The organism is Streptosporangium sp. NPDC087985, from assembly GCF_044741965.1.
In the GTDB taxonomy this organism is placed as follows: Bacteria; Actinomycetota; Actinomycetes; order Streptosporangiales; family Streptosporangiaceae; genus Streptosporangium.
In genome coordinates this window covers 1-12757 of sequence record NZ_JBIUTQ010000039.1, presented here as the reverse complement: position 1 = coordinate 12757, position 12757 = coordinate 1, and the positions used below count along the sequence as shown (strand labels likewise).

The 12757-nt window shown below is 69.7% G+C and carries 11 protein-coding genes and 1 pseudogene; 4 read left to right on the top strand and 8 right to left on the bottom strand.

All coding sequences use genetic code 11. The features are described 5' to 3' along the window. Positions 1 to 264: 264 nt before the first annotated feature. Complete coding sequence (locus ACIN94_RS32205; protein WP_400714614.1) at positions 265 to 1191, bottom strand: winged helix-turn-helix domain-containing protein; 927 nt, start codon at positions 1189 to 1191, stop codon at positions 265 to 267. A 102-nt stretch (positions 1192 to 1293) separates the two neighbouring features. Here ACIN94_RS32205 and ACIN94_RS32200 point away from each other — a divergent pair, with 102 nt between their 5' ends. Then, on the top strand, positions 1294 to 1767 hold the full coding sequence (locus ACIN94_RS32200; RefSeq protein WP_400714612.1) for a cupin domain-containing protein: 474 nt from the start codon (positions 1294 to 1296) through the stop codon (positions 1765 to 1767). Between the two features lie 89 nt (positions 1768 to 1856). After that, positions 1857 to 2234, top strand: coding sequence for a DUF4267 domain-containing protein (locus ACIN94_RS32195; protein WP_400714610.1), 378 nt, complete (start codon positions 1857 to 1859; stop codon positions 2232 to 2234). 1 nt (position 2235) lies between these two features. On the opposite strand, the gene ACIN94_RS32190 is transcribed toward ACIN94_RS32195, so the two are convergent. Beyond that, a complete protein-coding gene (locus ACIN94_RS32190; protein WP_400714608.1) occupies positions 2236 to 2505 on the bottom strand; it encodes a hypothetical protein in 270 nt (89 codons plus the stop codon). A gap of 29 nt (positions 2506 to 2534) precedes the next feature. On the opposite strand from ACIN94_RS32190, the gene ACIN94_RS32185 reads away from it, so the two are divergent. Beyond that, positions 2535 to 3845, top strand: a complete 1311-nt coding sequence (locus ACIN94_RS32185; protein ID WP_400714606.1) for an FAD-binding protein — start codon at positions 2535 to 2537, stop codon at positions 3843 to 3845. On the opposite strand, the gene ACIN94_RS32180 is transcribed toward ACIN94_RS32185, so the two are convergent. The 4 genes and pseudogenes from ACIN94_RS32180 to ACIN94_RS32165 form a co-directional block, all read right to left on the bottom strand. Then, positions 3827 to 5827: a Tn3 family transposase gene (locus ACIN94_RS32180; RefSeq protein WP_400714604.1), complete on the bottom strand. Its 2001-nt coding sequence runs from the start codon at positions 5825 to 5827 to the stop codon at positions 3827 to 3829. The genes ACIN94_RS32185 and ACIN94_RS32180 overlap by 19 nt on opposite strands. A 105-nt stretch (positions 5828 to 5932) precedes the next feature. After that, a pseudogene (locus tag ACIN94_RS32175) lies at positions 5933 to 6085 on the bottom strand (IS701 family transposase); the annotation flags it as partial. A 49-nt stretch (positions 6086 to 6134) separates the two neighbouring features. Continuing rightward, positions 6135 to 7052 (bottom strand): recombinase family protein, encoded by a 918-nt coding sequence (locus ACIN94_RS32170; RefSeq protein ID WP_400714601.1) that lies wholly within the window; start codon positions 7050 to 7052, stop codon positions 6135 to 6137. 323 nt (positions 7053 to 7375) lie between these two features. Then, positions 7376 to 8254 (bottom strand): ketopantoate reductase family protein, encoded by an 879-nt coding sequence (locus ACIN94_RS32165; RefSeq protein ID WP_400714598.1) that lies wholly within the window; start codon positions 8252 to 8254, stop codon positions 7376 to 7378. Positions 8255 to 8314: 60 nt separating this feature from the next. On the opposite strand from ACIN94_RS32165, the gene ACIN94_RS32160 reads away from it, so the two are divergent. Further along, positions 8315 to 8950 (top strand): TetR/AcrR family transcriptional regulator, encoded by a 636-nt coding sequence (locus ACIN94_RS32160; RefSeq protein ID WP_400714595.1) that lies wholly within the window; start codon positions 8315 to 8317, stop codon positions 8948 to 8950. A 93-nt stretch (positions 8951 to 9043) separates the two neighbouring features. On the opposite strand, the gene ACIN94_RS32155 is transcribed toward ACIN94_RS32160, so the two are convergent. Together ACIN94_RS32155 and ACIN94_RS32150 are read right to left on the bottom strand one after the other, a co-directional pair. Beyond that, entirely contained in the window at positions 9044 to 12187 is a 3144-nt protein-coding gene (locus ACIN94_RS32155) for a Tn3 family transposase (RefSeq protein WP_400714592.1), read from the bottom strand. A 96-nt stretch (positions 12188 to 12283) separates the two neighbouring features. Next, positions 12284 to 12757, bottom strand: a 474-nt coding sequence (locus ACIN94_RS32150) for a transposase (protein ID WP_400714589.1), incomplete at its 5' end; no start/stop codon positions are given.

Here is a 12757-nt window from a genome sequence, read left to right as displayed (position 1 = left end):
TGAACCTACGCCTGGAACCTTTCGGCACGTTTCCATCTCCTTCGAACTGTTACCACCCTAGCGAGTGGCCTGTCCGGAATCTCTGGAGCACCTCATGGCCAGGTCGCGGCCCTTGACGCTGTCGGCGTCGGTGTTGAACAGCAGATCGTCGCCATCCATGACGAACCAGTCGTGCGGGCGTCGATTCGTCGACGCTCCGCAGCCATATCATCCGCGTCCTCCACGCACCGGTCCGATAGGGAGGACCGGCAGCTCCCAGACCAGTCATGGTCGCGGCGAGGCCGCGTCCAGGAGAGCACGTCCAGCCTTGGTGAGCTCGTGCGTGGCCGTGCGACCGGCCCGGCTGCTGTCGATCAACCCGGCGTCTCGCAGGATTGCCAGGTGTTCGCTGGCCGTCGGGGCGGTGACGCTCACCAGCCTGGCCACAACGGTCGTCTGCAGCGGAGTGGTGAGCGCGGCCAGGATCCTCGATCGAGTCGCTCCCAGAAGCCGGTCAAGGGATCTCGGACTGGGAGGTGCCGCCCAGAGGTACCGCCCGGATGCCGGGTAATAGATCGCCGGAGCCCAGTGGTCTGAGGTGGCGCACTGCACCCGGTCAGTGATGAACAGTGACGGAACGAGAATGAGTCCCTCGGGGCAGTTGACGTCGACGTCGACGGTCGACTCGACGGTGATGGTGTCGCCTTCGCACGCCGCGGAGTGGTGCAGGCGCGGAAGGACTGTGCGCAGCCCCTCGCGGTTGACCTGGATGGCCCGGTCCAGCATCTCGGCACGCAGCGCCTGCCGCATGGACGGCCACTCCGGTTCCACGGCCGCCTTCCAGAGGCGGCGCACCGCATCGGCGGCCTCCAACCTGGCTCGGTCGGGGTCATCGAGCAGTCGGCGGCCTATTTCTGCCCCACGCCCGATCGTGGCGTCGACCAGCTCGGCGTAGACCTGGTCCGCCGGGGTGGAAAGGAGGGCGGCCATGCATTCCTCGAACGTCGGCTCACTGGACATCGGCGACGGGTCAAGGAAGTCGGGTCGGTACGCGCCATCGGCCATGAAGACCGTGAGCGCGCTCAGGTCCAGGCCCGAAAGGCGGTGGTGGCGACGGCGGAACCACCGGTGGAACATCGGGTGACGCTGCGGTTCGGTCAACAGCCGGGCAAGACTGACCACTTCGTGGATCGGCGACATCGCCCACCGCACGCTCGCAGCACCAGCACCCAATCGGTAGCGGATCATCTCCATATTGTTAGGCCACCGCCGAAGTGAGCGCGAGCGGAGCGGCGAAGCCCCGAGACTCGGGTCATGACTGAGGCGAAGCCGATGGACTGGCTCTGCAAGCAACCCGAGCGAGCCCGAAAGACGCGAACAATCCGGCTGGGCGCCAGCGGATCGACCATCGAAGTCCTCGCCGCCCCGGCGGAGACCAGCGGGATCGTGAGCATCTACCGGTGGCGCATGTCGCCCTCCAGCCGAGGACCTGACCCGCACTTTCACACGGCCTTCAGCGAGACCTTCATCGTTGAGGAAGGTGAAGTCGACTACTTCGATGGGCGGGCCTGGCGAACACTGCTGCCCGGCGACACCGCGCATGCCGCGATGGGTGACGTCCACGCGCTCCGGAAGGAGCGCGCCGAACCTGCCACCCTCCTCATGGCACTCTCGCCAGGCGTACCCCGGGAGGAGTACTTCGCGCAGCTCGCCACTGTGAACGAGCGGGACCAGAGCCGGCTTCACGAAGCCCACGACAACCATTTCGTCGACGACTACGAACGGTGATGCCACCGGCACGGCATACACCCCGCCCCCGACCCACCCCACTACCTGGAATGCGCTCGTAGAACTGCTCCCGAGAGGCGAGACAACCCATGCTCAGCAACATCGCCACTGTGCTCGCCGGACTGATCGGCGCGGGCATCATCTTCATGGGCGCCCGCGCCTTCTGGGCGCCGCAGGCCGCAGTCGGTTTCGGCATCCCCGACACGCCGACCGAGGACCGCAGCTTCCACGCCTGGCTGTCCGTCAAGGGCGTGCGCGACATCGCCTCAGGGCTCTTCATCTTCATCCTGCTGGCCGGCGGAACAACCCACCTGTTGGGCTGGTTCATGCTTGCCGCCAGCGCCATACCCGTCGGCGACGCGGTGATCGTGCTGCGCAGCAACGGGCCCAAGGCGGCCGTCTATGGCATCCACGGCGCCACCGCCGTGGTGATGCTGGCGATCAGCGCGCTCCTGCTCATCGCGTAAATCACGTGGTCCGGCGGCCGGAGCTCTTCGACGCGTCCCGCCATCGCCGCACCAGCGCTCCAGCAGCCGGTCGACGTTGGACCAGAACAGCGCGGTCAGGCCGCGCCGGTCCTTGGCTCGGCGAGGACCTGCTGAAGCAGCAGCGTGTTGACGTGTACACCAGCGCGGACCGCCGCAGGTGCAGGGCCAGCATCGAGGTTTCGGCGTGATCCTTGTCCGGGCCGGTCAGGGCGCCGTCCTTGCCGTAGTGCAGCACGGTGTTCCTTCGCATTTCTGAGAACTCGAAAAAGGGAGACGACGATGACGATCAACGATCTGCGCGGTGTCCTCAAGGGGCGCGTGCTCCTGGCCGATGATGACGGCTTTGAGCAGGCGGCCACCGCGTGGAATCTGACCGTCAGGCAGCCGGTGGTGGCCGTGGCGGAGGCCGCGGATGCCGATGACGTGGCGGCGCTCGTGCGTTACGCGCGGCGGGCGGGTATGACGGTGACCGCGCAGCCGAGCGGGCATGGCGCCTCGGGTGATGTGGAAGGCCTGATCCTGTTGCGTACCGGCCTGCTGAACGAGGTGGAGGTACGCGCGGGGGAGCGCGTGGCCCGGGTGGGCGCAGGCGTGAAGTGGGGGCAGGTGCTCGCGGCGGCCGGTCCGCTGGGTCTGACTGGCCTGTCCGGCAGCGCGCCGGGGGTCAGCGTGACCGGCTACACCCTGGGCGGTGGGGTCGGCTGGTTCAGCCGCAAGTACGGCTTCGCCTCCGACAGCGTGCGAGCTATCGACATCGTGGACGCCGATGGCGAGCCGGGCCGGGTGACCGCCGAGTCCGATCCCGAGCTGTTCTGGGCGCTGCGCGGCGGTGGCGGGGACTTCGCGGTGGTGACCGCCCTCGAATTCGAGCTGTATCCCGTGCCAGTCCTGTACGGCGGGCGCGTGATCTGGCCGGAGCACCGGACCAGGGAGGTGTACGACGCGTTCCTGGAGATCACCGCCGAGGCGCCGCGTGAACTCAGTGTCTGGATCAACCGGCTCCAGCCACCCGGCGCGTCGCCGATGGTGACGCTGGATCTGGCCTACCTGGGTGAGGCGGCTCAGGGGGAGGGCCTGCTGGCGCGCATCGACAAGATCGAGGGCGCGATCTCCGACAGCCGCGGCGTCGTCCCGGTTGCCGATCTGGGTGACATCACCGCCGAGCCCACCGATCCGGCCCCATCCATCGCTCGTGCGGAGCTGCTCACCGGCCTGGACGCGGACGCGGTGGAGCTCCTGCTGGCCAAGCCGGTCGAACCGCTCATCAACGTGCAGATCAGGCACCTGGGCGGGGCGCTCGCCGAACCGGGCGGCGGGGCCGGTGCGAGCGGCGCGGTGGCTGAGCCGTACCTGCTCGGCCTGCTGGGTCTCGGCCTGCCGCACGCGGCCGATGCGACGCGCGCCAAGCAGGCCGAGGTCGTGGCCGACCTGGAGGCCTACATCAGCGGCCGCAAGCCGTACACCGTGCTGTCCCCCGGTGACACGGCGGCGAAGTCCTTCTCCGGCAGCGCGCTCGCGCGGCTGCGGGAGATCAAGCGGGCCCGTGACCCGCACAACGTGTTCCGCGCGAACTACCCGGTGCTCGGATAGATCGGTTCCAGCAGGTCACGGCCCCGCCGCCCCACCAGGGCGGCGGGGCCGGTCCTACTTCCTGCGATTGGCGTTCGCGGGCAGATCCGGTGTACGGCTATGCCAGCCCGACCGGGGGCGTTCATCCCGCCGCTCACCCTGACGTATTTGGTGCCGTCGGCCGACACCGAGGAGCCCTCGCCCCAGATCTTGGGCAGGTCCAGCTTGAGGTAGGCGTTGACCACCTCGGCGATCGCCTTGTTGAGCGCGGCCAGGCTGATGTGCCGGCGGAAGGTGTAGCCCAGCTCGTGCGCGCTGATCCGCCCGCGCAGATGGCGGGCGGACTGGGCGGCTCCAAGGAAGCAGCCGTAGGTGAAGGCGACCAGCAGGTACCGCTCCAACGCGTTTGTGATCTTGGTGTCGGTGCCGGACAGCGGGCCGAGGTGACGGTGCCAGCGCAGGTGCCGGGTGGTCCTGCTCAGCACGTCCAGCAGCGCGCGCTCGGGCAGCCGCTGCCGTACGGCCTGCTCCAGCGCGATCGCCGAGTCGGTGCGCTCCCGGCCTTTGCGCGGGGTGAGCACCGGTCGCCCGTGCTCGTCGATGACCAGGTCCGCGTTCGCCGGATAGCCCGCGTCGACCTGAGTGGCGACGTGCTTGAGCTGCTGGCGCAGCTGCGGGGTGAACTCTCGCGCGGTGGCGGGCAGACCGACCTCGGCGCAGTAGTCGGCCAGCAGCGGTCGGCACTCCTCCCACGACAGCAGCTGGGTCTGCCAGTTGGCGTAGGCCTCCGACCCCTGCACCGCGATATCGCCGCGCACCAGCTCATCGGCCAGGCAGGAGAAGACGCAGATCTCGAAATGGCGGCGGACCAGCTGGCCGGGGCGCCGCCTGTCGCGGATCACCTTCTGCCGGGCCTCGGGGGCAAAGGAGGTGTCCACCACTCGGGCCTGCCTTACCCTCTCCGGGGTGTCTACGGTGTGCTGGTCGGGCACGTACTCTGAGGTCCGGCCCGCGTGAGCCAGGACGAAGTCCAGGGCGTCCAGGAGCCGCCGGTCGGTGGTGGTCGCCTCCAGGTCCAAGATTCTCGCCAGCCGCAGCAACAGTGGGCGATGACTGCGGTAGAAGGTCTCCAGCAGCGGCAGGTGGTTGTCGCCGTGGAAGGCGGCGAGCTCTTCGTGTTCGGCGACCAGCGCGGGCAGGCCGCCGCGCTGCTCGACCACCTCCAACACCGCCTTGCCGACGTGGGTGTGCTCCTTGACCGGCGGCCACGGCTGATCGTCGGCCAGCGCGGCGGTCTGCACCTCGCGGGCCGCACTCAGCAGCTCGCCCAGCACCGCCAGCAGGCGTTCGTTACGCTCGCGCTGCTCGGCTTGGATCTCCTGCAGCCGCTCGCGGGCCTTGGTGTGCATGGTGTTCATCCGCTTGCACAGCATGGTCACCAGGTCATCGCGGGCCCGCACCCGGGCCTGATGCACCAGGCACGCCTCCAGCACGATCCGCTTGACCTCGCCAAAATCACGCATCTCCGCCGCGTCCAGCGCGCGGGCCTCGGCGGCGAAGTGCGCGACCTTGGCCGTCGGGATGCCGGCCAGCCAGGAGCCGGTGGCGCCGCCGATCCCATCCAGCCAGGCCAAGTGATCCAGGTGGGTGCGCAGCCGGGATACGGTCGCCCGTGGCGCGGCTTGTTTGACCCGATCGTGGTCGCTGCGGCCGGTGACCGGATTGGCCTGGCTCATGGCCAGCATCCGGGCTTGTTCCTCGGGGTTCATCCGGGAGTGGGCCAGGGTGAAGAAGGTCTCGTTGACCTCGGTCCGGATGTCGCCGGCCATGGTGTCCAGCGTAGAGAAGGCGGGGAACTCGAAACTGTGCTTGGTGAGGGCTTCCAGCGCGATGTTGATGAGGTCGGCCGGGTTGTCCTTGCGCCGGGCCGCCTCGGCGATAGCCTCCGCCGCGATCTTCCTGGCCTGCGTCTGATCTCCGATCAGGCCTATTCGGGCGCGCACTAGTAGTGCTTTGTTAGGTGGTTAGGGCGGTCGTTGCTGGCAGGTGGGGCATCGGCCGGTCCAGGTGGCCAGCAGGGCCTGTAGCTCTTTGAGAATCATGTAGAGTCAGGCCGCCCCGACCGCTTTTGGGCAGCTCAAGCGCAGCTCGGTGCAGAACAGGTGAGCGGCGCTGACCAAGGTGACATGCCGATGCCACCCGATCCAGGAACGGCCCTCGAAGTGGTCCAAGCCCAAGGCGGTCTTCAGCTCGCGGTAGTCCGGCCTCGGGGAACATCGGTACAGCGGTTGGCGCTGAGAACGATCATGGTCAGGGCGTGAGTGTGCTGACCCGGTTCTCGTACTCGCGGCGGGCCTTGCGTTGGGCCGGGATGACCGGGACGCCTTGGCTGCCGTCGAGGGGCTGGCAGCGGTCGAGGAGTTGGCGGTGCACGGCTGGGGCGGCGGTGACGCGCAGGGTGTAGCCCTGGCCGCGTCGTACGGTCACCCCTTGGTCGAGCGCTGCGCGCTCGACGGGCTCCAGTTCGGCGGCGCGGAGGAAGTCGGCGACCTTGCCCGGCATGTCGAGGGTGACCGGCAGCTCCGGGGCCGGAGCGTCCTGCTCGGTGGCGGTGTGGTCGGGCAGGAGGTCGGCGACGGCCGTGCGGATGGCGCCGCGGCTGACGCCGTGGTCGCGGGCGAGGGCGGCGATGGGGCGGCCTTCCAGGTATGCGGTGCGCACGTCGCCGGTCTGGTCGGCCGGGGCGGCGGGGCGGCGGCCGCCTTTGCTGCCCTTGGCCTCGGCGGCGCGCAGCCCGTCGTAGGTCAGCTCGCGCTGGAGGTCGCGTTGGAGTTCGCCGGCGGCGGCGAGGGTCTGCACCATGAACTTCACGGTGGACAGCAGTTCTCCGGTGCGGGGGTGGCGGGCGGTGAGGTCCATGGCGGAGAACGCGCCGTCGTGGATGCGCAGCGCGAGGCGGTCGCGGTGCAGGACGTCGAGCACGTCGAGGATGTGGCCGGTGCCGCGGACGAGGCGGAACATCTCGGAGATGTGGACGGTGTCGCCCGGCCGCGCGTAGTCGAGGAGCGCGCGGAACTTCGGGCGCTGGAGAGGGTGGAGGCGGCTGGAGGTGCCGCCGTCCTCCTCGAAGACGACCGGGTCCTCGATCCCGGCTTCGTCCAGGACGAGGTTCTGCCGGGCGGTGGACTGCTGGTCGGTCGAGACCCGCTTGTAGACCAGGTTCGCCACCGAGGGGCCCCTTCCGTACGGAGGATCGGACCCTATCTGTCGTCAAACCCTGTCATCAATCACCATCGGATCTGATTGGATTCGCTCCGCCGTGAACCCCCGGACTGCACGGGTTCATTGGACGTGCCACCTGCCTGTCGTCAAACGACCGTTTGCCGACAGCGACAGAGTGTGGCAGCTGCGCTCGAAGTGCTGTGCGTGCGGGGTGTCCGAGGTGTCGGTTCGCCAGTCGTCGACCGAGGGCAAGGGTGCCGGAGGTCCGGTGGAAGTCCCCGGACCGCACTCGGCTGCGGTGCGGCCGAGGAGCTACTGCCGCCGCTGGTCTACCGGACCTTCGCATGGGCGCGCATCTGTTCGGCCAGCCGTCCGAGTTCGGCGACCGTTGCCGGGGAGGCGTTGCTGAGCCCGCTGTTTACGGCGGTCGGGCTGCGCAGGAAGCGCCGCAGCAGGGCCACGAGCAGCCCTTCCGGCAGGGTCTGCAGTGCAGCGAACGTGCGGGGGACCGGCGACGTCGGCATGGCGGCCAGGTTCTGCCGCACGAGGTGGAGCATGCCGCGGACCGCGTCGGGGTCGTCGGCCAGCGCCACCGGGCCGCCCGCCGCGTGCACCTCCTGCCCGAGTGGCACCTCGAACGCGGCGTGTGTCTTGAGCCAGGCATCCATCCGCGGCTCGGCCTTGGCGTTGATCCCGGCGGTGCGGAACTCTCGGACGATCCGTTCCAGTCGCTGGGTGGTCCGGCCGTCGGGTTCGCCGATCGGCATCGGGACCCGGCGGGTCATGAAGGTGGTCGCGCGGGGGCGGACCACGTCGCCGTCCATCGTGCCGGCGGCCAGTGCCGGGGGGAAGCCGAGCAGTACTCGCTCGTGGCCGATCGCCTCGCCCAGCGGCTCCGCGCCGGCCGCCCAGTTGTGCAGGAACAGCACGTCGCCTTCGAGGCCGGCGAGCGACTCCAGCACCGCGTCGACCTGATGGGTGCGCACGAGGACGGCGGTCAGGTCGTACCCGCCTGCCGGGTGCTCGACCACCGGTACCGGTACCCGCCTGACGGCAGTGCCGTCTCCGTCGGCGAGCTGCACGCCGTGCCGGCGCAGGGAGGCCAGGCGCTCGCCCCGGGCGAGGAGCGAGACGTCGAGCCCGGCTTCGTGCAGGCGGGCGGAGAACAGGCTGCCGCAGACCCCGGCGCCGTATACGAGCAGTTTCATGACAGCCTCTTCCACAGAGTCAAACGTTCGTTTCAATCGAACGTCTGTATAGTACGGCACATGGCGCTACCCGATACCCGGACCAGGATCCTCGACGCGGCCGAACACCTCTTCGCCGAGCACGGCTACAGCGGCACCTCGGTCCGCGCGGTCACCGACCTCGCCGGAGCGAACCTGGCCGCCGTCGGCTATCACTTCGGCTCGAAGGCGGAACTCCTGGCCGCGGTCGCCCGCCGCGTGACCGAGCCCATCACCGCCGCCCAGAGCGCCGGGCTCGACGAACTGCTCGCCCGGACTCCGGACCCGCCGGTCGCCGAACTGGTGGAAGCATTCGCAGGGCCGCTCTTCGACGAGATGCCCGCTGGCAGTGAGAGCGGAGCCCGGACGTCCCGGCTGATCGTGACGATCCTCAGCGACCCGGCCGAGGAGGCGCGCAGCTGGACCGGCCCGGACGAGGACACGGTCCGTGAGCGCTACCTGGTGGCTTTCGCGCGCGCACTGCCCGGCCTTGCCCCACAGGAGCTGTTGTTCCGGATGCGGGGGATCTTCGCCGTGACGGCCGTGGACCGCGTCGAGGTCTACCACCGGCCCTCCCCCGCCTGCCCGACGGTGACGGCGGGCGAGGAGGCCCGGCGCTGGGCGATCACGTTCCTGACGGCAGCAATGAGCGCACCACCGACCCGGGCCCGTCGGTAGGTCTGGGACTTTGCACCGTGGGTCAAAGACACGACACCGGAGGCCGGCCAAGGCGAGGGCCCGCAAGCTCTTCACCGCCCTGGTCGGCCACGACTAGTCCGGCCCGTCCCCGTCCCCGTCGTCATCCTCGTCCAGCTCCGGCGCGTCCGGGTCGCGCAACGGGCGCAGGGCGCCGGCGGCCGGGACGCTGGCAGTGAAGCTGTAGCGGCCGAGCAGGTTCAGGTTGCGGTGCTTGAGCGGGGAGAGCCGGGCGATGTCCTCGTCACGGATCTCGTGGCCCTCGGCCTTCAGCCGGGCGACGGCGGCGTCGATGTACTTCGTGGTCCAGAGCACGATGGCGTTGAGGACCAGGCCGAGCGCGCCGAGCTGGTCCTCCATCCCGTCGCGGTACGCCTGGTGGATGGTGCCGCGCTTGCCGTGGCACACGTCCCTCGCCAGCTTGTGGCGGGACTCCTGCACGGTGAGCTGCCGGTTCATCTGACGACGGTAGGTGTCGTCGACCGGGTCGACCACGCGCAGCAGGTGCTCGGTCTTGGCGATCCGCCCATACTCCGCGAACGCCGCACCCAGCGGGGTCGGGCGGCCGTCCCGGCCGAACATGCGCAGCAGGTCGTAGGCGCGGACCTGGTTGGTGACCAGGGACCCGGCGACCTTCAGCATGTCCGGCCAGTGCGTGATCACCTTGTTCAGGTTCACGCGGTTGCGGGCCAGGTCCTCCACCGCGCCGTAGCTGCCCGTCTCGACGCCGGGCATCGTGGCCCGCCAGAACCTCTGGTCGTCCAGGTCGCGGAACCTGGGTGAGAAGTTGTAGCCGAGGATCTTGAACAGGCCGAACACCATGTCGGAGTACGAGGCGTTGTCAGTCGCCACCATCTCCGGCCTCACGCCGCCGTCCAGGTTCAGCAGCGCGTCCAGGATGTGCAGGGAGTCGCGCGGGGTGCCGGGCACGACCATCTGCCCGATACCCGCGACCTGGTCGTTGACGGCGTTGAGCCAGGTGATGCCCCGCTTGAACCCGAAGTACCTCGGCGACGGCGCCGCGCTGACGGTGCGGACGGGCACGACGAACCGCAGCCCGTCCACCGAGGCGAGCAGGCCCTCGCCCCAGAACTTCACGATGGGCACGGCGGCCTGGGCCTCGATCAGCCGCGCGTTCGCCGCGGCGATGGTGTCGGCGCGCAGGTAGTACTGGTCGACGTGCACGAGCCGTGCCCGCGTCAGGGCCTCGTGAGCAGGGTTCACCACCGGGGCCAGGCCGATGTTGCACGCCTCGGACACCAGCAACGCGACCACCGAGGTGGACAGGTCCTTCATCCGGGTGGTGCCGTCGCCGAGGTGCACGAAGGCGTCCAGGAAGCCGGTCCAGGCGCCCACCTCGAACAGCAGGTCCGGCAGGTCAATCTTCGGGAGCATCCTCTCGACCCGTTTGCGCAGCCAGGTCAGGGACTTCGGCTCGCCGAGCGCGCCGAGCCCCGCGACGTTCAGCTTCACCCGCCCGTCGTCTTGCACCTCGACGGAGACCTTCGCCGCCGGCCCCGCCTCCTGAAGCCGTTCGGCGAGCTGCTTCCACTCGGCGTCCAGGCCCCTCACCAGCTCCGCCAGGTGCTCAGTGATGGGCATGTCCAGGCTCAGGGCCGCCAGGACGTCCTCGCACACGGCGTCCCACTCGGGGCCCTCCAGCAGGCGGGCCCGCGGGTTGGACCAGCGGTGCGACGGGGCGGCGAACACGTCACGGTTGTTCAGGGCCCGGTGCAGCTGCTCCAGCACGCACACCACATACGCGTCCCGATCCACCGCGCCCTGCGGCAGATCCGGGTTGGCGTAGACCGCCTTGCGCCACGCGGGCGGCACGAGCTTGTCGTCCACCTCGCGCGGCAGCAGCGGCTTCACCCCCACCTTCCGCCGCGCCAGCGCCGGCAGGCCGCGCACCCCGGCCAGGACCCGCTTGCCGGCGCTCGCCGCGTCCAGCGCCTTCGACTCGCCCAGCAGCGACAGGAACGGACGAACCGTGGCGTACCGGGTCGCCAGCGCGGCCCGCATCGCGACCTCGGCCGAGCCCTCGTCCTCGGGCACCAGCGACACCACCGTGGCGGCCGCGGTCAACACGGCGGCGCGCGGAGCGACCTCCTCCAGCACCGCCCACAGCGCGGCCACGTCCACATCCGTGCCGTGCCCTTCGACCAGCTCCAGTTCCTGAAGCAGCACCTTCGCCGCCCGCGCGAGCGTGCGCGACGCCTTCTCCAGCTGCGGCAGCGTGGACAGCCGCTCCTTCTCCGTCTTCCGCTTCGCCACATTCAGCAGCCGGGTGGCCATCAGGACCTGGAACAGGTCCAGAGCCTCGTCGATCGCCTTCGCCTCCAGGTGCCGCATCACCGCGGTGAGCATCGCTGTGCGCTTCGGCTCCGACGCCCGCGCCAGCAACGCCGCCTTCGACCCCAGCGCGTACCGGGCCAGCGCCGCCATCCGGTTCGGCGGGATCTGCGACAGCTTCAACCGCCCGAGCCGGTACGCGCCGATCTCGTCCACCCGCTCCAGCGCGCGGGCGAACGCCGTCCCCGTCGTCCGCGTCGGCGGCCGGCGCAGCCGCTCCAGCTCCGAGAACCGGGAGCCCTCCGGCGTCTTCAGCGTCGCCACCAGGTCACAGGGCAGCGCCGGGTCCGCGCGGCGGGCGGCGCCCGCGACGGTGGCGTACAGCCGCTTGTCCGCGATCTTCCGCACCTCCGACACCTGCCGGGCCAGCACGCTCACCCCCGGCAGCAGCACCCAGTTGCGGCGCAGCCAGCCCACCCCGTGGTCGAACAGCGCCTTCGGGCCCTCGGCATGCGTCCACGCCCGCCCGTGCAGGAAGGTGCGGAACCGCCGCGACCACTCCGCATCCTCGTACTCGTGGTACTCGTAGACGTCCCTGATCTCCCACGCGTGCTCGTACGCCGTCTTCGGCCGCTCGGTGTACCGCTTCACCACCGACGCGTCCTCGATCCCGAGCTGCCCGGCCAAGTGCTCGACCACCGGCCACGGCGCGTCGAGCGGGTCGTCCGGGAGGAACCGGCCGATGTAGCGCACCGTGCACATCTGGAGCGCGAAGCCGAGCTGGTGGTGCGCAGAGCGTCGCAACGCGATCAGATCGCGGTCAACGTCGTCCAGGAAGAAGAACCACTCCAGCTCGGGGCGGGTCGGCTCCTCGGCGAACTTCCCGTACGCCTCGGCCTGCTCATCAGTCAGAAACTCCACCGGCACGAGGCGGACCATAACCAGCCCCGGCACCCGCACGGCGGCCTTTCCGCGAACCCCAGCGCAGCCCCCAGCGGGTGTGCTAACCGGCCATGATCAATCTCAGCGCCAACCGCTGTACCGATGTTCCCCGAGACCGTAGTCGTGCTCGATCCGCCAGCGGATCTTGGCCAGGGTGACCAGCTCGGCCGGAGCGGTGTCGGCGGGCAGATTGGACAGCCAGTACTTGATCGGCTCGCTCTCATCATGAGGCCATTGCGCGATCAGCTGACTGACCGGCAGCGATCCGTCGCCGGCCAGGCGGGGTTTACGGCCGGCCACCCGAACCGGCACGATCACAAACTGCGACGTCAAGCTCCCCTTCGAACCGCCACGCCAGGTCAACGTCACCGCCGCGGCGCGGCCGGCGCTCAGCACATGATCACGCAAACTGACCGGCTTGGTGCGGTAGCGCCACGGCGTGGACGGCCTGCCCCTGCCACGGTAAGGGATCGTCTCGGGCACCTCATGCGCCCCGTGGGCGGTGACCGCGCCTTTGACCTGCACCACATAGGACAGGCCGCGTTCAGCCAGCGC

Coding starts and splice junctions, on each gene's coding strand:
- ACIN94_RS32200 (WP_400714612.1), top strand. CDS start 1,294: ATGACTGAGGCGAAGCCGATGGACTGGCTCTGCAAGCAACCCGAGCGA.
- ACIN94_RS32195 (WP_400714610.1), top strand. CDS start 1,857: ATGCTCAGCAACATCGCCACTGTGCTCGCCGGACTGATCGGCGCGGGC.
- ACIN94_RS32190 (WP_400714608.1), bottom strand. CDS start 2,505: ATGCGAAGGAACACCGTGCTGCACTACGGCAAGGACGGCGCCCTGACC.
- ACIN94_RS32185 (WP_400714606.1), top strand. CDS start 2,535: ATGACGATCAACGATCTGCGCGGTGTCCTCAAGGGGCGCGTGCTCCTG.
- ACIN94_RS32165 (WP_400714598.1), bottom strand. CDS start 8,254: ATGAAACTGCTCGTATACGGCGCCGGGGTCTGCGGCAGCCTGTTCTCC.
- ACIN94_RS32160 (WP_400714595.1), top strand. CDS start 8,315: ATGGCGCTACCCGATACCCGGACCAGGATCCTCGACGCGGCCGAACAC.